At 74.0% G+C, this 20,538-nt stretch carries 13 protein-coding genes and 1 pseudogene; 8 read left to right on the top strand and 6 right to left on the bottom strand.

The window, feature by feature from the left end:
* The first annotated feature begins 27 nt into the window (after positions 1-27).
* Positions 28-1,500, top strand: coding sequence for an MFS transporter (locus tag IEW90_RS05865; protein ID WP_188716986.1), 1,473 nt, complete (start codon positions 28-30; stop codon positions 1,498-1,500).
* Between the two features lie 10 nt (positions 1,501-1,510).
* Here the strand turns inward: IEW90_RS05865 and IEW90_RS05860 are convergent, their stop codons facing one another.
* Positions 1,511-2,299 carry an SDR family oxidoreductase gene (locus tag IEW90_RS05860; protein ID WP_188716984.1) on the bottom strand — a complete coding sequence of 263 codons (789 nt, stop codon included), beginning with the start codon at positions 2,297-2,299 and terminating at the stop codon, positions 1,511-1,513.
* Positions 2,300-2,461: 162 nt separating this feature from the next.
* On the opposite strand from IEW90_RS05860, the gene IEW90_RS05855 reads away from it, so the two are divergent.
* Both IEW90_RS05855 and metX read left to right on the top strand, forming a co-directional pair.
* A complete protein-coding gene (locus tag IEW90_RS05855) occupies positions 2,462-3,778 on the top strand; it encodes a bifunctional o-acetylhomoserine/o-acetylserine sulfhydrylase (protein ID WP_188716982.1) in 1,317 nt (438 codons plus the stop codon).
* 40 nt (positions 3,779-3,818) lie between these two features.
* A complete protein-coding gene (gene metX, locus IEW90_RS05850; RefSeq protein WP_188716980.1) occupies positions 3,819-5,015 on the top strand; it encodes a homoserine O-acetyltransferase MetX in 1,197 nt (398 codons plus the stop codon).
* Positions 5,016-5,312: 297 nt separating this feature from the next.
* On the opposite strand, the pseudogene IEW90_RS13815 reads toward metX, so the two are convergent.
* The 5 genes and pseudogenes from IEW90_RS13815 to IEW90_RS05830 all read right to left on the bottom strand — a co-directional run.
* A pseudogene (locus IEW90_RS13815) lies at positions 5,313-6,029 on the bottom strand (glycosyltransferase 87 family protein); the annotation flags it as partial.
* Between the two features lie 158 nt (positions 6,030-6,187).
* On the bottom strand, positions 6,188-7,228 hold the full coding sequence (locus IEW90_RS05845; protein WP_188716977.1) for a hemolysin family protein: 1,041 nt from the start codon (positions 7,226-7,228) through the stop codon (positions 6,188-6,190).
* A complete protein-coding gene (locus IEW90_RS05840) occupies positions 7,225-8,544 on the bottom strand; it encodes a hemolysin family protein (RefSeq protein ID WP_188716975.1) in 1,320 nt (439 codons plus the stop codon). Before IEW90_RS05840 ends, IEW90_RS05845 begins: the two co-directional genes overlap by 4 nt.
* 87 nt (positions 8,545-8,631) lie before the next feature.
* Positions 8,632-10,074 carry a GMP reductase gene (guaB1, locus tag IEW90_RS05835; protein ID WP_188716973.1) on the bottom strand — a complete coding sequence of 481 codons (1,443 nt, stop codon included), beginning with the start codon at positions 10,072-10,074 and terminating at the stop codon, positions 8,632-8,634.
* 18 nt (positions 10,075-10,092) lie between these two features.
* The gene (locus IEW90_RS05830; protein ID WP_188716971.1) at positions 10,093-11,667 is read right to left on the bottom strand and encodes a bifunctional 3'-5' exonuclease/DNA polymerase; all 1,575 of its coding nucleotides are present in this window, start codon (positions 11,665-11,667) and stop codon (positions 10,093-10,095) included.
* 135 nt (positions 11,668-11,802) lie between these two features.
* Here IEW90_RS05830 and IEW90_RS05825 point away from each other — a divergent pair, with 135 nt between their 5' ends.
* The 5 genes from IEW90_RS05825 to IEW90_RS05805 all read left to right on the top strand — a co-directional run bounded on the left by IEW90_RS05825 (position 11,803) and on the right by IEW90_RS05805 (position 20,462).
* A complete protein-coding gene (locus IEW90_RS05825; RefSeq protein ID WP_188716969.1) occupies positions 11,803-12,306 on the top strand; it encodes an HNH endonuclease in 504 nt (167 codons plus the stop codon).
* A 150-nt stretch (positions 12,307-12,456) separates the two neighbouring features.
* On the top strand, positions 12,457-16,290 hold the full coding sequence (locus IEW90_RS05820) for a multifunctional oxoglutarate decarboxylase/oxoglutarate dehydrogenase thiamine pyrophosphate-binding subunit/dihydrolipoyllysine-residue succinyltransferase subunit (protein ID WP_229679508.1): 3,834 nt from the start codon (positions 12,457-12,459) through the stop codon (positions 16,288-16,290).
* 277 nt (positions 16,291-16,567) lie between these two features.
* Positions 16,568-18,040, top strand: coding sequence for a sugar transferase (locus IEW90_RS05815; protein ID WP_229679507.1), 1,473 nt, complete (start codon positions 16,568-16,570; stop codon positions 18,038-18,040).
* Between the two features lie 46 nt (positions 18,041-18,086).
* A complete protein-coding gene (locus tag IEW90_RS05810; protein ID WP_373284721.1) occupies positions 18,087-19,226 on the top strand; it encodes a glycosyltransferase in 1,140 nt (379 codons plus the stop codon).
* Positions 19,227-19,229: 3 nt separating this feature from the next.
* Complete coding sequence (locus tag IEW90_RS05805; RefSeq protein ID WP_229679505.1) at positions 19,230-20,462, top strand: glycosyltransferase; 1,233 nt, start codon at positions 19,230-19,232, stop codon at positions 20,460-20,462.
* Positions 20,463-20,538: the final 76 nt, after the last annotated feature.

The raw sequence follows: 20,538 nt of genomic DNA, 5'->3' as shown, positions 1-20,538 counted from the left end.
GCCTGGCAGCGGTGCCATGATGCGAGCATGACCCGGCACTCGCCGCCGTCGGCACCGCTGCCGACCGCACGCGCCGTCCCGTTCGCGCTCATCGGCTGGCTCGTGATCGTCGAGCTCACGAGCGGCCTCCTGCAGGGCTGGTACGTCACCCTCACGCCCGACATCGCCCGGCACCTGTCGATCGCGGACGCAGACGTCAACTGGTTCGAGGCTGGCCAGCTGCTCCTGTCGGCCCTCATCGTCCCCGTGCTCGCGAAGCTCGGCGACATGCACGGCCACAAGCGGATGCTGCTGGTCGCCACCGCGATCACGGCGGGCGCGAGCTGGTGGATGGCGTTCGCTGGCGACTTCTGGGGCTACCTCATCGCCTTCTCGCTGCAGGGCGCGTACGCCGTGTGGCTGCCGCTCGAGGTGGCGCTCATCTTCGACCGCGGCCGCCGCACCGCCTCCGCGCCGTCGACGACCCGGCGCGCCGCGGGCCTCCTCGTCGTCGCGCTCGAGGCCGGCGCGATCGTCGGCGCCCTCGGCGCCGCGGCGGCCTTCGGCGCGTTCGGCGAGCAGATGGTGCCGACGCTCGCGGTGCCCGCCGCGGTCGTCACCCTGTGCTTCTTCGCGGTGCTGTGGGGCGTGCCGGAGTCGGAGCCGCTGCCCGGCCGCACCCTCGACGCGGGCGGCTTCGTGCTGCTCGCGCTGTCGCTCCTCACCATCACGTCGGGCCTCACGTTCCTGAAGCTCAACGGGCCGGATGCGTGGTGGGCGTGGGGCGTGATCCTGGTCGGCATCGGGCTGCTGCTGCCGTTCGGCCGCTGGGTGCTGCGCCGCGACGACCCGGCGATCGACCTGCGCGTCATGCGCCGCCCGGAGATGTGGCCCGTGCAGCTCACGGCCGGCCTCGTGGGCGTGAGCCTGCTGGGCGCGCAGACGCCGCTCGCCACCTACGCCGGCACCGACCCCTCGCTCGGCTACGGCCTCGGCCTCGACGCGTCGGGCCGCTCGATCCTCATCGGCGTCTACCTGCTGTCCCTCATCGCCGGCGCCATCGCCCTCGCCGCGCTGTCCAGGCGCCTGCGTCCCCGCACGCTGCTCATCGCGGCGGCGACGCTCGTCGGCGTCGGCTACCTGCTGCTCATCCCGTTCCACCTCGCGGTGTGGCAGGTGTTCGCGTGCATGGCCGTGGCGGGCGTCGGCTCGGGCGCCCTCGTCGGCGCGATGCCCGCCGCGGCGGCGGCCGCCGCGCCGCGCGGCCAGACGGGCGTCGCGACCGCGATGACGAACACCACGAAGACGATCGGCGGCTCGTTCGCGTCGTCGATCTTCGCGATCGTGCTCGCCGTCGGCGCGATCGGCACCGCCGCGAGCCTCGGCGGCTACATCGTCGTCTGGATCGTCTGCGGCGTGACCGCGCTCGTCGCGGCCGCCGCGCTCGTCGCCGTCCCGCGGCTCGCCTTCGCCGACCCGGAACCGGTCGAGGAGGCCCTCCGCGAGGACGCCGCGCCGTAGCCGCCGGGAGTCAGCCCTTCGCGACGAGCGGACCCTTGTGCACGCGCCACGGGTGCGTCTGCGCGACGGGCTTGATGATCGTCTCGTCGACCGAGACGTGGCCGGGCAGGGCGAGGATGTCGGTCATCACCTGCGCGACGTCGTCGGCCGTCAGCGGGTCCTGCACGTCCTGGTAGACCGCATCCGCCTTCGCCTGGTCGCCGCCGAAGCGGACGAGCGAGAACTCCTCGGTCCACACCATGCCGGGCGCGACCTCCATGACGCGGATCGGCTCGCCCTGCAGCTCGAGGCGCAGCACGTCGACGAGCTGCTTCTCGGCCGCCTTCGCGGCGTTGTAGCCGGAGCCGCCCGTGTACGCCACCGTCGCCGCGATCGACGTGACCGTCATGATCTCGGCGTAGCCCCCGGTGCCGTCCGGACCAGGGCGGGTGGACTCCCGCAGCAGCGGCAGGATCGCGTCGAGCACGCGCTTCGTCGCGATGACGTTCGACTCGAACATCCACCGCCAGTCCTCGAGCGTCGTCTCGGCGATCTCCGCGGCACCCTTCGCGCCGCCCGCCACGTTGACGAGCGAGGTGGGGCGGAAGCCCGCCGCGACCTCCGCGAGCCGGGCGACGTCGCCCTCGTCGGTGAGGTCGGCCGCGAGCACCTCGCAGCCGATGTCGGCGGCCAGCGCGTCGAGGCGCTCCTGGCGGCGCGCGACCGCGAGCACCTGCCAGCCGCGCGCGACGGCGTGCCGTGCCACGGCCTCCCCGATGCCGCTCGACGCACCCGTGACGATGATCCGCTTCTCGTTCATGGCCCCATGCAAGCACAGGAGGTCAGACAGCACCCGGATGCGCTGCGGGCGGCGCCGCGCGACCGGCGCCCGGCCGACTGTGACGCCCCGTGACGGGTCCCGCTACCGGCGCCGCGCGCCCGCTCCGTACCGTGGGCCCACGCTTCGACAGAGGAGACCCCCATGAGCGACTGGAAGTTCGAGACCCTGCAGGTCCACGCCGGCGCGCAGCCGGACCCCACCACCAAGGCGCGCGTCACGCCCGTGTACCGCACCACGTCGTACGTCTTCGACAGCGCCGACCACGCAGCGCGGCTGTTCGGCCTCGCCGAGTTCGGCAACATCTACTCCCGCATCATGAACCCGACGAACGACGTCGTCGAGCAGCGGGTCGCCGCGCTCGAGGGCGGCTCCGCGGCGCTCCTCGTCTCCTCCGGCCAGGCGGCCGAGACCTTCGCGATCCTCAACATCGCGAGCGCCGGCGACCACATCGTCTCGTCGTCGTCGATCTACGGCGGCACGTACAACCTCTTCAGCTTCACGCTGAAGCGCCTCGGCATCGACGTCACCTTCGTCGAGGACCAGGACGACCTCGACGAGTGGCGCCGCGCGATCCGCCCGAACACCAAGCTGCTGTTCGGCGAGACCGTCGGCAACCCGCGCATCAACCTGCTCGACATCGCCGGCGTCTCCGGCGTCGCGCACGAGGCCGGCATCCCGCTCATCGTCGACAACACGATCGCCACGCCCTACCTCATCCGCCCCATCGAGCACGGCGCCGACATCGTCGTGCACTCGGCCACGAAGTTCCTCGGCGGCCACGGCGCCGTCGTCGCGGGCGTCATCGTCGACGGCGGCCGCTTCGCGTGGTCGAAGTCGGACAAGTTCCCCGGGCTCACGACGCCGGACGAGTCGTACCACGGCGTCACGTACACGGAGGCGCTCGGCGACGCGATCGCGTACATCATCAAGGCGCGCGTCACCCTGCTCCGCGACGTCGGCGCCTCGGCCTCCCCCGACTCCGCCTGGCAGCTGCTGCAGGGCATCGAGACGCTCTCGCTGCGCCTCGACCGGCACGTCGAGAACGCGACCGCGGTCGCGCGCTTCCTCGAGGCGCACCCGCAGGTCGCGACCGTGCACTACGCCGGCATCCCCTCGAGCCCGTGGCACGAGCGTCAGCAGGAGATCGCGCCGCGCGGCGCGGGCGCCGTGCTCTCGTTCGAGCTCGTCGGCGGCGTGGAGGCCGGCAAGGCCCTCGTCGAGGAGCTCCAGCTCTTCAGCCACCTCGCCAACATCGGCGACGTGCGCTCGCTCGTCATCCACCCGGCATCCACGACGCACGCGCAGCTCACGCCCGAGCAGCAGCTCACCGCGGGCGTCACGCCGGGCCTCGTGCGCCTCTCGGTGGGCGTCGAGCACGTCGACGACCTCATCGCCGACCTCGAGGCCGGCCTCGCCGCCGCCGCGGCGAAGGCGGCCGCTGCGAGCGCCGCCGCCTGAGCGGCGCGACGACCGACACGACGGCAGGAGGCGGGCACCGGTGGACTGGCAGCTGAGCGACGACGCGCAGTTCCTCTCCGCCGTGCCCGCCTCCCGGCTCGTCGACCACACGCCGGTCCCGACCACGGGCGCGTGGCGGCCCGGCGACGACCCGGGCGAGCGCCGCTTCGCGCGCATCGGCGACGTCGAGGTCGAGGCGGGCGGCACCATCCGCGGCGCCGTCCTCGCCTACGAGACCTGGGGCGAGCTCTCCCCCGCCCGCGACAACGCCGTCCTCGTGCTGCACGCGCTCACGGGCGACAGCCACGTGCGCGGCCCCGCCGGATCCGGCCATGCGACCTCCGGATGGTGGGAGGAGGTCGTGGGGCCTGGCCTCGCGATCGACACCGACCGCTTCCACGTCGTCGCCCCCAACATGCTCGGCGGCTGCCAGGGCTCCACCGGCCCCGCCACCCCCGCGCCCGACGGCCGCGAGTGGGGCTCCAGGTTCCCGCGCGTCACCGTGCGCGACCAGGTCGAGGCGCAGCGGCGCCTCGCCGACGCGCTCGGCATCGAGCGCTGGCACGCCGTCGTCGGCGGCTCGATGGGCGGCATGCACGCGCTCGAGTGGGCGATCGCGCACCCCGACCGCGTCGGCAGCACCGCGCTGCTCGCGTCGAACGCCGCGACCTCCGCGGACCAGATCGCCACGAACGCGCTGCAGATCGAGGCCGTCACGACCGATCCGGGCTGGCTCGGCGGCGACTTCTACGACCTGCCCGGCCACGCCGGCCCCGCCCGCGGCCTCGCGCTCGCCCGGCGGATGGCGATGCTCGGCTACCGCTCGCAGCACGAGCTCAACGAGCGGTTCGAGCGCGCCTGGCAGTCGAGCGTCGACCCGCTCGCCGGCGGCCGCTTCCAGGTGGAGTCGTACCTCGACGTGCACGGCAACCGCTTCGTGCGCCGCTTCGACGCCGGCTCCTACGTGCGGCTCGTCGACGCGATGTCCACCCACGACGTCGGCCGCGGGCGCGGCGGCGTCGAGGCGGCGCTCGCGCGCGTCAGCTCACCGACGCTCGTCGTCGGGATCTCGAGCGACCGGCTCTTCCCGGTCGCCGACCAGCAGCGCCTCGCCGCCGGCGTCCCCACGAGCGTGTCGGGGCCCGAGCCGATCGTGCTCGAGAGCGGCTTCGGCCACGACGGCTTCCTCATCGAGCGCGACCGCGTGGCCGACCTGCTCGCGCCGCTGCTCGGCTGAGGCCGCGAACCGACCGCGCCGCGCGGCGCGCACGAGCATCCACACGGCGCCCGCTAGGATCCCGACGTGCACCAGGTTGCGCGCCGTGAGCAGCGCGACGGCGGCCGGATCCGCGAGCACGAGCCAGTCGTAGGTCCACGGGAACTGCAGCTGCGTGAGCAGCCCGACGGTCCCGATCGCGCCGACGGCGATCCAGTGCCGGCGCGCGCCGGCCTCGACGAGCAGCAGCGCGGGCACCGTGAGCCACACCATGAACTGCGGCGAGCCCACCTTGTTCGTGACGATCATCGCCGCCACGAGCGCGACGGCGAGCCACACGGTCGCCTCCTGGCCGTGCGAGCGGCGCACCGCGACGACACCCAGCGCCGCGACGACCGCGACGACCCCGACCAGCACGGGCGTGGCGAGCGCCGCGACGTCGCGCACGCCGTCGCCGTAGACCTGGAACGTGTAGATCTGCCGGTCGAACCGGACCGTCGCCTCCCCCGCGGTCGCGAGCCACATCCACGGCGTCGCGGCGACCGCCTCGATCTGCAGGCCGCGGTCGCCCTGCTCGACGAGGAACGACAGCGCGTGCTGCGAGCCGAGGAGCGCGGCGACGCCGAGCACCGCCGCCGACACCGCGGCGCCGGCGGCGAGCGTCGTCCGCCGCCCGCGGCGCGCGATGAGCAGCGCGAGCCACAGCGCGCCCGGCCACACCTTCATCCACGCCGCTGCGGTGAGGAGGCCCGCCGCGACGCCCTGCCGGCCCTGCCGCAGCTGCACGACCGCGATGATCGCGAGCGCCGCGGCGACCGCGTCGATCCGGCCGACCGCGACCGGGCCGATGAGCAGCAGCAGCCCCAGCCAGGCCGTCGCCATCGCGCGGCCCCGCGGGAGCGTGAGCAGCAGCGCGAACGCGACGGCGTCGAGCGCGACGACCAGCAGCATCCACACGATCGGCAGCGCCGCGGTGCCGAGCGCGCCGGCGACGAGGATCGGCACCCAGGCGAGCAGCGGGTAGACCCACGGCACGTCGACGCCGAGCCGCTCGCCCGCCTCCGCCTGCTGCAGCCACCACGGGTAGACGGTGAGCACGTCGCCGTACGCGTCGGAGACCTGCGGCGCGTTGAGGATGGCGAGGAGCGCGTGGACGCCGCCGAAGGCCAGCCACAGCCATGCCCGGTCTCGGGTCAGAAGAGCCTCCTCGTGGCGTCGCGGACCTCGCCCACCAGCTCCTCGATGATGTCCTCGAGGAAGAGCAGGCCGGTCGTCTCGCCCTGCTCGTCGAACGATCGTGCCACGTGCGCCCCCGTGGAGCGCATGAGCGCGAGCGCGTCCTCGACCTCGGCGTCCTGGTAGATCGAGGCGAGCTGCCGGATGCGCTTGCCCGGCACGGGCTCGTCGACCTCGTCGTCCTCGGCGCCGAGCACGTCCTTCACGTGCACGTAGCCCGTCGGGGCGCCGGCCTCGTCGGTGATGACGTAGCGCGAGAAGCCGCGCTCGCGCACCGCCGCCTCGACGTCGGCGGTGGTCGCGCCCTGCGGCAGCGTCACGATCTCGTCGAGCGGCAGCGCGACGTCCTTGACGCGACGCTCCGTGAACTCGAACGTGCGCGAGATCGCGCCCGTCGGGTCGAACAGCACGCCCTCGCGCTTCGAGGTCTCGACGATCGTCTCGACCTCGTCGATCGTGAACGCGCTCGCGGCCTCGTCCACCGGATCCACCCGGAACAGGCGCAGGATGCCGTTCGCGATCGCGTTCATCACCCAGATGATCGGGCGGAAGACGCGCGAGATGAGCACGAGCGGCGGCGCGAGCAGCAGCACGGCGCGGTCGGGCACCGAGAACGCCGCGTTCTTCGGCACCATCTCGCCGAGCACGACGTGCAGGTAGGTGACGAGCAGCAGCGCGATGACGAACGCCGTCACCGAGACGACCTCCTCGCTGAGCCCCGTCCACGAGAGCGGGCCCTCGAGCAGGTGGTGGATCGCGGGCTCCGACACGTTGAGGATGAGGAGCGAGCAGATCGTGATGCCCAGCTGGCACATCGCCAGCATGAGCGAGACGTGCTCCATCGCGTAGAGCGCGAGCTTCGCGGCGCGGTTGCCGCGGTCGGCGAGCGGCTCGATCTGCGAGCGGCGCGCCGAGATGACGGCGAACTCGGCGCCGACGAAGAAGGCGTTGGCGATCAGCAGGATGACCAGCCACATGATGCCCAGCCAGTCGTTCATCGCTGCGCCCCCTCGTCCTCGGTCGCCGTCGCGAGCTCGATGAACCGCACGCGGTCGACGCGGCGGCCGTCGACGCGCTCGACGCGCAGCGTGCCGGCCTCGATCGCGACGGTGTCGCCGACGACGGGCACGGCGCCCAGCTCGGCCATGATGAAGCCGCCGATCGTCTCGTACGGGCCGTCCTCGGGCACGGCGATCCTGGCCCGCTCGAGCAGCTCGTCGGGGCGGAAGGAGCCGGGGAACGTGACCCAGCCGGGGCCGCGGACGACCTCCACGTGCATCCGGTCATGCTCGTCGGCGACCTCGCCCACGACCTCCTCGACGAGGTCCTCGAGCGTCGCGATGCCGGCGGTGCCGCCGTACTCGTCGACGACGAGCGCCATCTGGTAGCCGCGCTCCTTGAGGTCCGAGAGCAGCGCGTCGAGCCGCACCGACTCGGGCACGCGGTGCGGCTCCTCGGCGATGGCGGCGACCGGCACGTCGGCGCGGCGCTCGCGCGGCACGGCGATGGCCTGCTTGATGTGGGCGATGCCGACCACCTCGTCGAGGTCGCCGTCGGTCACGGGGAAGCGCGACAGGCCCGTCGAGCGCGAGAGCGCCACGAGCTCGGCGACCGAGCCGGAGCGGTCGATCGCGTGCACGCGCGGGCGCGGCGTCATGACGTCGCCGGCGCTGAGCTCCGCGAAGCGCAGCGTGCGCGCGAGGAGCGTCGCGGCGCCGACGTCCAGCGCGCCCTCGGTGGCGCTGCGGCGCACGAGCGTCGAGAGCTCCTCGGCCGTGCGGGCGCCCGAGAGCTCCTCCTTGGGCTCGAGGCCCATGGAGCGGAGGATGCCGTTGGCCGAGCCGTTGAGGCCGAGCACCGCGGGCTTGAAGATGGCGGTGAAGAGGCGCTGGAAGGGCGTGACGCCGATGGCGGTGCCGAGCGGCTTCGCGAGCGCGAGGTTCTTGGGCACGAGCTCGCCGACGATCATCGAGAGGATCGTCGCGCCCGTCATGGCGATGACGCTCGAGAGCGGGGCTGCGAAGCCCTCTGCGAGGCCCCAGCCGACGAGCACGGGCGTGAGCAGCCGCGAGATGGCGGGCTCCATCGTGTAGCCGGTGAGGAGCGTCGTGAGCGTGATGCCCAGCTGCGCGCTCGAGAGGTGCGTGGAGGTCTGCTTGAGCGCCTTGATGGTGCCGTCGAGCCGGCGCTCGCCGCGGCCGCGGCGGGCCTCGAGCTCCGAGCGGTCGAGGTTGACGAGCGAGAACTCGCTGGCGACGAAGAGGCCGGTTCCGATCGTCAGGACGACGCCGATCAGGATGAGGATCGTGTCCATCAGATGACGGGGACCGGCGCGGGACTATGACTGGGGTCGTCGTGCACGGCGTCATCCTACTCGCGCGCGCCCGCGCGCCGGCCGCCGCTACCAGGAGACGGGCAGGGCCTTGCCCTCCTCGTAGCCGGCCGCCGACTGCACGCCGACGCGGGCGCGCTCGCGGAACGCGGGCACGCTGTCGGCGCCCGCGTACGTGAACGAGGAGCGCACGCCCGAGGTGATCATGTCGACGAGGTCCTCGACGCTCGGCCGCTGCGGGTCGAGCAGGATCGTCGACGACGAGATGCCCTCGGCGAAGAGCGTCTTGCGGGCGAGCTCGTAGGCGTCGAGGCCGGCGTTGCGGCCGAGGACTGCCTTCGTGGAGGCCATGCCCCACGACTCCTTGAAGAGCCGCCCCTGGCCATCGCGCTGGAGGCGGCCGGGCGCCTCGATCGTGCCCGCGAACCAGGAGCCGATCATGACGCTGGAGGCGCCCGCCGCGAGCGCCAGCGCGACGTCGCGCGGGTAGCGCACGCCGCCGTCGGCCCAGACGCGCGCGCCGAGCTCGATGGCGGTCGTCGCGGTGTCCATGACGGCCGAGAACTGCGGCCGACCGACGGCGGTCATCATGCGGGTGGTGCACATGGCGCCCGGGCCGACGCCGACCTTGAGGATCGAGGCGCCTGCGGCGACGAGGTCGCGCGCGCCGTCGGAGGAGACGATGTTGCCGGCGGCGACGGGGACGGCGTCGCCCACCTGCGACCGCACCGCCTCCAGCGCCCGCAGCATCCCCTCCTGGTGGCCGTGCGCGGTGTCGACGACGATGACGTCGGCGCCCGCTGCGACGAGCGCGGCGGCCTTGGCGCCCGGGTCGCCGTTGATGCCGACGGCCACGGCGACCGAGAGCCGGCCCTGGCCGTCGAGCGCCGGGCGGTAGAGGTCGTCGCGCAGGGCCCCGAGGCGCGAGGCGACGCCGACGCAGCGGCCGCCCTCGACGACGGGCGCCACCTCGACGCCCTCGCGCTCGAGCGCCGCGAACATCGTGCGGCCGTCGACGGCGTCGGCGGGCGCGAGCTCCGGCAGGCGCGAGTGCAGCAGGTCGCCGACCGTCGCGTCGGCGAGGGCGTGGCCGAGGCGCTCGGCGGGGATCGCGCCGAGGAAGCCGCCGTCGGCGTCCTCGACCACGACCGCGTGGCCGGCGATCGCGGGCACGCGCTCGAGCACGAGCTGCACCGTCTCGTCGGGGCCGGCGACGTGCGGCGAGGCGAGCCCGATGGGCTGCGCCTTCACCCAGTCGATGGAGGCGATGGTGTCGTCGAGCGCGTGGTCCTGCGTGAGCACGGCGAGCGCGCCGCGACGGGCGAGCGCCGCCGCCATGCGGGGACCGGTGACGGAGTTCATGTTCGCAGCGACGATCGGGAGCGTCGCGCCCGTGCCGTCGTCGGGCGAGAGGTCGACGCCCATGCGCGAGCCGACGCCGGAGCGGCTCGGGACGAGGAAGACGTCGGAGTAGGTGAGGTCGTGCTCGGGCACGTCGCCGATGAACCGCATGCCTCCAGGGTAGGCCGGTCAGCCCTTGCCCTCGCTCCAGTCGTCGACGACGCGGGCCTGCACCGGGAACTCGATCGGGAAGGCGCCGAAGAGCGTCCGGCCCGCGAGCGCCGCCGCCTCGCGCACGGCGTCGGCGACCTCCTCAGCGCGGTCGGCGGGCGCCTGCACGATCACCTCGTCGTGGAGGAAGCAGACGAGCGCGGCACCCTTGACGTCGCGGATCGCGCGGCGCACGCCCGCCATCCACGCGAGCGCCCACTCGGCGGCCGTGCCCTGCACGACGAAGTTGCGCGTGAAGCGGCCCCACGCGCGCGCCTGCATCGCGCCGCGCTCGTCGTCGCGCCAGCGGGGCGGCAGCGGGGAGGCCCGCCCGAGCCAGGTGCGCACGCGCTCGCGCCGCTCCCCCGCCCGCGCCGCCGCCTCCACCGCGCCCATCGCCGTCGGGTAGGCGCGCGCCAGCCGCGGGACCATGCGCCCGCCGGTGCCGGAGGTCGCCCCGTAGAGCGCGCCGAGCATGCCGACCTTGGCGTGGTCGCGGGTGTCGACCACACCGCGGTCGACGAGCGACTGGTACAGGTCGCGGCCGCGCGCCGCGTCGGCGAGCGCCTCGTCGCGCGCGAGCGCCGCGAGCGCCCGCGGCTCGAGCTGCGCCGCGTCGGCGACGACGAGCCGCATGCCCGGCTCCGCCGCGACCGCCGCCCGGATGCCGCGCGCGATCTGCATCGCGCCCGAGCCCTCCGTCGCCCAGCGGCCCGTGACGACGCCGCCCGGCACGTACTCGATCGCGAGCCGCGTGCGGCCTCGCGCGTCCTCGCGCGCCCAGCGCTGCGCCCACGACCAGCCGTTCGCGGTGTGGAGGCGCGACATCCGCTTGTAGGCGATGAGCGGGTCGATGACGGGGTGCTCGTGCTCGCGCAGCTCCCAGCGCGCAGTGGAGGCTACGTCGACGCCGGCGCGGCGGAGCGCCCGCAGCACGTCCTGCGGCGAGTCGGGGTTGAGGCCCGGGTCTGCGAGCGCCGCGCGCACCTCGGCGGCGAGCGCCTCCATGCGTCGCGGCCGGCCGCCGCCGACCGGCCGCTCGCCGAGCGCCTCGACGAGCAGCGCGTCGTGTCGGGCGCGGTCGAACGGCAGCCCTTCGCGGCTCAGCTCGATCGCGACGACCGCGCCCATCGACTCGGCGGCGGCGAGCATCGCGAGCCCCGCGTCGCCGTCGATCGTCGCCTCCTGGGACGCCAGCTCCGCCGCGATCGCCGCGACGCCCTCCGGCTCGGGCGCGAGCGAGAACAGGCCGTCGTCGCCGCCCCGCAGCGAGCGCGACCAGCGGTCCTGCCGCGGCAGGTCGCGCGCCTCGACGAGGATGCGGTGCACGAGCCGCAGATCCCGGACGCGCTCGAGGCGGAGTCCCGCGTCGAGCAGCGCCGGCGCGACCGCGCGGGCGTCCTGCCAGACGATGCGCGCGCCCTGCGCCGCGAGCCGCTCGTCGTCCGCGACGGCCGCGGCCGGATGCTCGCGCGGGTCGACCGCGACGCCGTCGACGACGCGGGCCACCACGACGCGGGCGCCCCGATCGAGCGGCGCCACCGCGAGGTCCATGCCGCGACCGTACTGCGCCGCGCCCACATCGTCCGCCGCAGCGCGGCCCGCTCCGAAGCCGGTCGGCACCGGCGCTCAGCGCGCCGTACACCTGCGCGTCACCCGGATGCGGCATCATCATGCTCAGGAGACGCGATGACTGCGCAGGTGGTGGTGCTCAACGCGACGCTCGAGCCGATCGGCGTCGCTTCGCTGCAGCGCGCCGTGGCCTTCGTCGTCAAGGAGCGCGCGCAGATCATGCTCGCGGGCGACGGCACCATCCGCTCCGAGTCGATCGAGCTGCCCGTGCCCCGCGTCGTCGTCTTCAACGACTACGTGCAGATCCCCCACACGCGCATCTACGACCGGATGCCGTGGAGCCGCCGCGGCGTGCTCGACCGCGACTGCCGGCGCTGCGCGTACTGCGAGGGTCCCGGTGCCACGATCGACCACATCCACCCCGCCTCGCGCGGCGGCGGCTCGACCTGGCTCAACACGATCACGGCGTGCGTCGCGTGCAACGGGAAGAAGGGAGACCGCACCCCGCACGAGGCCGGCATGCCGCTGCGCTTCGAGCCGCGCGTGGTCTGGCGGCGCGAGGTCATGATGCTCGCGGTCGAGGCCGCGGGCGTCGACCTCGAGGCGCTCCTCGCCCGCTGACGCGCGCCGCCGGACGCCGACGCCGAGCAGGCCGCGGGACGCGCCCGCGACCGGCGCAGCGCACACCGCGCGCGGACTATGCTGGAGGGCACCGTGCCGCAGAACGCACTGCGGTGTGCCCGGAAGCAATCGGAAGAGGCGATCGATACCGTGTCCAGCCCTGCGGACGACAGCGAGTTCGGAGCGAACGAATGGCTCGTGGAGGAGCAGTACCAGCTCTTCCTCAAGGACAAGGGCTCCGTCGCCCAGTCCTGGTGGCCGATCCTCGAGCGGTACGCCGCGCAGCGCGACGCCGGCGGCGCCGCCACGAGCATGAGCGAGGCCCCGAAGCCCGCCACGGGCGAGGCCGCGAAGCCCGCCTCGGCGCCGACCCCCGAGCCCGCCTCCACGCCGCAGGCCTCCGCCTCGCAGCCCGCTCCGCCCAAGCGCCCCGTCCGCCCGGGCTCGCGCCCCGACCAGCCGGTCGACGCCGGCCAGGCGCAGCGCAACCAGGACGCGCCGCAGGAGAAGACCGAGAACCAGGCCGACACCCCGGCACCGGCTGCGAAGGGCGACGGCTCGATCGTCGCCCGCACCACGAAGCAGGCCGCGCGCCCCAAGCCCGTCCCCGCCGACGCCCCCGCGCCGGGCGCGAAGAAGGACGAGGCCGAGGCTCCCAGCGAGGAGCCGAAGGTCACGACCCTCCGCGGCATGCCCAAGACGCTCGCCGCCAACATGGACCGCTCGCTGCTCGTCCCCACCGCGACGAGCGTCCGCACCGTCCCGGCGAAGCTGATGATCGACCAGCGCATCGTCATCAACAACCACCTGCGCCGCACGCGCGGCGGCAAGGTGTCGTTCACGCACCTCATCGGCTACGCGCTCGTCCAGGCGCTCAAGGCCTTCCCGAGCCAGAACGTCTACTACGACGAGGTCGACGGCAAGCCCTCGCTCGTCGCCCCGCCGCACGTCAACCTCGGCATCGCGATCGACCTCCCGAAGCCCGACGGCACCCGCGCCCTGCTCGTGCCGAGCATCAAGCGCACCGAGACGATGGACTTCGCCGAGTTCGTCGCCGCCTACGAGGCGCTCGTGAAGAAGGCGCGCGCCAACAAGCTCGAGGCGGGCGACTTCGCCGGCACGACCATCTCGCTCACGAACCCGGGCGGCATCGGCACCGTGCACTCGGTGCCCCGCCTCATGCAGGGCCAGGGCTGCATCATCGGCGCCGGCGCGCTCGACTACCCGGCCGAGTTCACGGGCTCGAGCCCGGAGCGCCTCGCCGAGGCCGGCATCGGCAAGACCATCACGCTCACCTCGACCTACGACCACCGCGTCATCCAGGGCGCGGGCTCGGGCGAGTTCCTGAAGATCGTCAACGGCCTCCTCGTCGGCGAGCAGGACTTCTACAAGGGGATCTTCGCGGACCTGCGCATCCCCTACGAGCCCATCAAGTGGTCGACCGACGTCGCCGTCCGCTCGGCCGACGAGCTCTCGAAGCAGACCCGCGTCGCCCAGCTCATCAACTCGTACCGCGTCCGCGGCCACCTCATGGCCGACATCGACCCGCTCGAGTACGTGCAGCGCACCCACCCCGACCTCGAGATCGAGCAGCACGGCCTCTCGTTCTGGGACCTCGACCGCGAGTTCGTCACGGGCGGCTTCGGCGGCAAGCGCCAGGCGCTGCTGCGCGACGTGCTCGGCGTGCTCCGCGACACGTACTGCCGCACCATCGGCGTCGAGTACATGCACATCGCCGACCCGGCGCAGCGCCAGTGGTTCCAGAGCCACCTCGAGGTGCCGTACGTCAAGCCCACCCACGACGAGCAGATGCGCATCCTGCGCAAGCTCAACGAGGCCGAGGCGTTCGAGACGTTCCTGCAGACCAAGTACGTCGGCCAGAAGCGCTTCTCGCTCGAGGGCGCGGAGTCGATGATCGCCTTCCTCGACGCGCTCCTCCAGGGCGCCGCGACCGAGGGCCTCGACGAGGTCGCGATCGGCATGCCGCACCGCGGCCGCCTCAACGTGCTCACCTCGATCGCCGGCAAGACCTACGGCCAGGTGTTCCAGGAGTTCGAGGGCGCCGCCGTCTTCACCGGCTCGGGCGACGTGAAGTACCACCTCGGCAACGAGGGCGAGTTCACCGCCGCCGACGGCTCGACCGTGCCCGTCTACCTCGCCGCGAACCCCTCGCACCTCGAGGCGGTCAACGGCGTGCTCGAGGGCATCGTCCGCGCCAAGCAGGACCGCCTCGGCAACGGCGAGCACTCGGTGCTGCCCGTGCTCGTGCACGGCGACGCGGCCATGGCCGGCCAGGGCGTCGTGTTCGAGACCCTCCAGCTCTCGCAGCTGCGCGGCTACCGCACCGGCGGCACCGTGCACCTCGTCGTCAACAACCAGCTCGGCTTCACGACGCCGCCGTCGGAGTCGCGCTCGTCGACGTACGCGACCGACGTGGCGAAGTCGATCCACGCCCCCGTGCTGCACGTGAACGGCGACGACCCCGAGGCCGTCGTGCGCGTGGCGGAGCTGGCGTTCCAGTACCGCCAGGAGTTCAAGCGCGACATCGTCATCGACCTCATCTGCTACCGCCGCCGCGGGCACAACGAGGGCGACGACCCCACCATGACGCAGCCGCTCATGTACTCGCTCATCGAGGCGAAGCGCTCCGTCCGCACCCTCTACGCCGAGAACCTCGTCGGCCGCGGCGACATCACGCTCGAGGAGTACGAGGGCGCGCAGGCCGACTTCCAGGGCAAGCTCGAGCAGGCCTTCATGGAGACGCACGCGGCCGCGACGGGCTCGCTGCCCGTCGTCGAGCCCGCGCCCGCCGAGGCCGAGGGCGAGCCGGAGTCGACCGGCGTCGGCACCGAGGTCGTCGAGGCGATCGGCGCCGCGCACGGGAACCCGCCCGAGGGCTTCACCGTGCACCCGAAGGTCAAGCAGGTGCTCTCCAAGCGCGTCGAGGCGAGCCGCTCCGGCGGCATCGACTGGGCGTTCGGCGAGCTGCTCGCGCTCGGGTCGCTGCTGCTCGAGGGCATCTCGGTGCGCATGACGGGCCAGGACACGCGCCGCGGCACGTTCGTGCAGCGCCACGCGGTCATGCACGACAAGCACAACGGCCAGGAGTGGCTGCCGCTCGCGAACCTCGGCGAGGCCCAGGGCCGCATCTCGATGTACGACTCGCTCCTCAGCGAGTACGCGGCGATGGCGTTCGAGTACGGCTACTCGGTCGAGCGCCCCGACGCGCTCGTGCTGTGGGAGGCGCAGTTCGGCGACTTCGCCAACGGCGCCCAGATCGTGATCGACGAGTTCATCTCGTCGGCCGAGCAGAAGTGGAACCAGCACGCCTCGCTCGTGCTGCTGCTCCCCCACGGCTACGAGGGCGCAGGCCCCGACCACTCGTCGGCGCGCATCGAGCGCTTCCTGCAGCTCGCGGCCGAGAGCAACATGACGATCGCCCGCCCGTCGACCCCGGCGAACCACTTCCACCTGCTGCGCCGCCAGGCGTACGCGCGCCCGCGCCGCCCGCTCGTCGTCTTCACGCCGAAGGCGATGCTGCGCCTGCGCGACGCGACGAGCTCGGTGGAGGACTTCGCCACCGGCCGCTTCCAGCCGGTGATCGACGACGCCCGGATCCAGGACCCGACGAAGGTCCGCCGCGTGCTGCTGCACTCGGGCAAGGTGCACTACGACCTCAAGGCCGAGATCGCGAAGCGCGGCATCGAGGACGTCGCGCTCGTGCGCGTCGAGCAGCTGTACCCGCTGCCGATCGACGAGATCAACGCGATCGTCGACCGCTACCCCGACGCCGAGCTCGTCTGGGCGCAGGAGGAGCCGCTCAACCAGGGCGCCTGGCCGTTCGTGCACCTCGTGCTGCCGCGCCACCTGCACGGCCGTACGCTGAAGGTCGTCTCGCGCGCCTCGTCGGCGAGCCCCGCCACCGGCTCGGCCAAGCGCTCCGCGCAGGAGCTCGCCGCGCTCGTGGAGGCCGCGCTCTCCTGATCGCCGAGCACCGCTGACCGGGCCCACGACGCATCGCGCGTCGGGGCCCGGTCCGCGCTTCGCGCCCGTCCCGCGACGGCCCGGCACGCCGGGCGAATCCTGGGGATGGGTGGCGTGGCACCCTGAGGAAGTTTGCGCATAGTGTTACGAAACGCTGTTATCGCGAACCCGCAGGCGCGGGTCACGACGAGGGGTGGTTCGGATGCAACGGGCGCATCGATCGGTGCCGGCACCCCGGCTCGCGGGTCGACGCGCGCCCGTGCAGCCTGCGGCGGCCGTGCTCCCCCTCGCCGGGGCGCGCTCTCCGCGCTCGGCGCCCTCGATCGTGCGTCGCCTGGGCCTCGAGCGGCGGACGCGGCTGCGCCTCGCCGCCACCGACCTCGCGGTCGTGGTGGCCACCACCCTCATCGTCGGCCTGCTCGAGCCGGGCGCGCGCGCCCCCGAGATCCCGACGCCGCCGCTCATGCCCGTGCTCGCCGCGCCGGTGCTCACGGCGACCGTCGTGCTCCTGCTGCTCGCGGCGTTCCGCTCGCGCGAGCCCGGCATCCTCACCTCCGGCGCGACCGAGTACCGACGGGTCGCGCACGCGGCGCTGCTCGCGTTCGGCGTGCTCGCGATCCCGGCACTGGCGTTCGAGTGGCACGACCTGCGGCTGCAGCTGCTCGCGGCGCTGCCCGCGGCGCTCGTCGCCGTGCTCGTGGGCCGCTGGCAGTGGCGCCGCTGGCTCATCGGCCGCCGGCGGGAGGGCGAGTGGGCGTCGCGCACCGTCGTGGTCGGCGATCGGGCCGAGGTCGCCTACGTGCTCGCCCGGCTCGCGCGAGCCGGCGAGCTCGGGTACCACGTGCTCGGCGCCGTCGTGCGCGACGGGGGCAACGAGCCCTTCGCCCACGACGGCCGCCGCGTGCCCGTGCTCGGCGACGTCCAGCAGCTCGCCGAGATCGCCCAGCGCATCGGTGCCGACGCCGTCATCCTGGCCGGCGACGCCGACGGCGACGCCCGCGGCCTCGCCGAGCTGAGCCGCCGGCTCGAGGGCTGCTGCGCCGAGCTCGTGCTCTACAGCCGGCTGGCCGAGGTCGCCGGGCCGCGGATCTCGTTCCGCCCCGTCGACGGCCTGCCGCTCGTGCAGGTGCGCATCCCCACGTTCGACGGCGGTCGGCACGTGCTGAAGCGCGCGCTCGACATCGGGGTCGCATCGCTCGCGCTCCTGCCGATCGCGCTGCTCGCGATCCCCATCGCGATCGCGATCCGCCTCGACTCCCCCGGCCCCGTGCTCTTCAGCCAGCAGCGCGTCGGGCGCGACGGCCAGCTCTTCTCGATGCTGAAGTTCCGCACGATGCGCGTCGACGCCGAGGCCCAGCTCGCCGCGCTGCTCGCGCAGAACGAGGCCGACGGACCGATGTTCAAGCTGCGCGAGGACCCGCGCGTCACGCGCGTCGGCCGCTTCCTCCGCCGCACCTCGCTCGACGAGCTCCCGCAGTTCTGGAACGCGCTCCGCGGCGACATGAGCGTCGTCGGGCCGCGGCCGCCGCTGCCCGCGGAGGCCACCTCCTACGACGGGACCGTCGCGCGTCGCCTCTACCTCAAGCCCGGCATCACGGGGCTCTGGCAGGTCAGCGGGCGCAGCGACCTCTCGTGGGAGGAGAGCGTCCGCCTGGACCTCCGCTACGTCGAGAACTGGTCGGTCATGGAGGACGTCATGATCATTTGGCGCACCGCCAAGGTCATGGTCCGTCCGAGAGGGGCCTACTGATGGGAGCGACCTGCTGATGCGCATCGCGATGCTCGGGACGAGGGGCGTGCCCGCGTCCTACGGCGGCTTCGAGACCGCGGTCGAGGAGGTCGGGCGGCGCCTGGTCGCCCGCGGCCACGAGGTCGTCGTCTACGGCGACCGCCAGCACCCGCACGTGCGCGAGCACCTCGGCATGGAGGTCGTGCACGTGCCCGCCGTGCCGCAGAAGCAGCTCGAGACGCTCAGCCGCACGGGGATCGCCGCGCTGCTCGCGGTCACGGGGCGGCGCGCCGACGCGGCGTTCGTCTTCAACGCCGCGAACGCGCCGTACGTGCCGCTGCTGCGCGCCCGCGGCATCCCCGTCGCGGTGCACGTCGACGGGCTCGAGTGGCAGCGCGCGAAGTGGGGCCGCGCCGGTCGCGGCTACTACCGGTGGGCCGAGCGCCGGGCCGTCCGCACCGCCGACGCGCTCATCGCCGATGCGCCCGGCCTCGTCGACTACTACCTGCGCGAGTTCGGGGTGCCGACCGAGCTGCTGCGGTACGGAGCGCCCATCCTCGAGCACGTCGATCGCGCCCGGATCGCCGAGGCAGGGCTGGAGGACGGCGGCTTCCACCTGGTCGTCGCCCGCTTCGAGCCGGAGAACCACGTGCTCGAGATCGTGCGCGGCTACCGCCGCAGCGGCGCCCGCATGCCGCTCGTCGTCGTCGGATCCGCCCCGTACAGCGCCGCCTACACCGCGGCCGTCCGCGAGGCCGCCGAGGGCGACGAGCGCATCCGGCTGCTCGGCGGCATCTGGGACCAGCAGCTGCTCGACGCGCTGTACGCCGGCGCCCGCACCTACCTGCACGGGCACTCCGTGGGCGGCACGAACCCCTCGCTGCTGCGCGCGATGGGCGCCGGAGCCGCGGTCGCGGCGTGGGACGTCGGCTTCAACCGGGAGGTGCTGGGCACGCGCGAGTGGGCGTTCCGGTCGCCCGAGGGGCTGCCGTCGATCCTCGCGGCCGCCGAGGCGGACGACGCGCTCGTCGCGCGGCTGGGCGCCCGCGCCCGATCGCGCGCGGCGCAGGCGTTCCGCTGGGACGACGTCGCCGCCGGCTACGAGCGGCTCGCCGAGGCCCTCGCATCCCGCGCCTCGATCCACGCCCTCGGACGGGCGGCTCGTCGCGCGCCGGCCCGCGCCGTCGCCGACCCCGCGATCCTCTGAGCCGTGCGGACCGCGCAGGAGCCCGACGCCGCGCCGATCGCGGCGCGCGGCGGCGCGACCACCACCCTGTTCGCGCACCCTGGGGCGGAGCTGTTCGGCTCGGACCGGATGCTGCTCGAGAGCGTGCGCGGCGCGGTCGAGGCGGGCGGCTCCTGCCTCGTCGCGCTCCCGCAGCACGGGCCGCTGGAGGATGCGCTGCGCGCGATCGGCGCGCGGGTCGCGATCGCGCCGATGCTCGTGCTGCGGCGGTCGCTGCTGCGGCCCCGCGGCTGGCCGCGCCTCGTGCTCGACGCCGTCCGCGGCGCGTCCGCCGCGTGGCGCCTGCTGGGTGAGGCGCGCCCCTCGAGCGTCTACGTCAGCACCGTCACGCTGCCGCTCTGGCCCGTCCTCGCGCGAGCGCGGGGCATCCCGGCGGTCACGCACGTGCACGAGGCGGAGGCCTCCAGCGGCCGGCTGCGCAACGCCGTCCTGTACGCGCCGCACCTCCTCGCGCGGCGGACGATCGCCAACAGCGCCTTCACCGCGGCCACCATGCGCCGCAGCCTCCCGGCGCTCGCCCGCGGCTGCGCGGTCGTCCCGAACGGCGTCGAGGGACCCGAGCACCCGCGGCCCCCGCGGGCGTCGATCGACGGGCCGCTGCGCATCCTCTTCGTCGGGCGCCTCTCGCCGCGCAAGGGCCCGGACGTGGCGCTCCGCGCCGCTGCGCTGCTCGCGGAGCGCGGCATCGCGAGCACCCTCGACGTCGTCGGCGCGCCCTTCGCCGGCTACGAGTGGTTCGAGGACGAGCTGCGGGCCGCGGCGGCGGCGACGCCCGCCGTGCGGATCCGCTTCCACGGCTTCGTCGACGACGTCCGACCGCATCTCGCCGACGCGGACGTGCTCGTCGTGCCGAGCACGGCCGAGGAGTCGTTCGGCAACGCGGCGATCGAGGGCGTCCTCGCGATGCGGCCGGTCGTCGCGAGCGACACGAGCGGCCTCCGCGAGGCCGCGGAGGGCTGCGGCTCGGTGCGGCTCGTGCCGCCGGGCGACGCGGCGGCGCTCGCCGACGCGCTCCAGGACGTGGCCGAGCGCTGGGCCTCGCTCGTCGGGGAGGTCGGCGCCGATCGCGAACGGGTGCGCTCCCGCCACGCACCCGAGCGCTACCGCGCGGCGATCGCGACCCAGCTGCGCGACCTGCGGCTGCCCGACCTGAGCCTCCGCGAGGCTCACGGACAGCAGAGGCCGCGGCGTCCTTGAGTGCGCGGACGGCAGATCTGCGCACCGCGGGAGGACAATGCGGAGACACGGTCCGGAAGGACCGCACCGGGCACGA

Origin of the sequence: Agrococcus terreus (assembly GCF_014645235.1) — a bacterium.
Taxonomy (GTDB): domain Bacteria; phylum Actinomycetota; class Actinomycetes; order Actinomycetales; family Microbacteriaceae; genus Agrococcus; species Agrococcus terreus.
The sequence above is the reverse complement of the archived record's forward strand: the minus strand, read 5'-3'. Positions and strand labels throughout refer to the sequence as shown.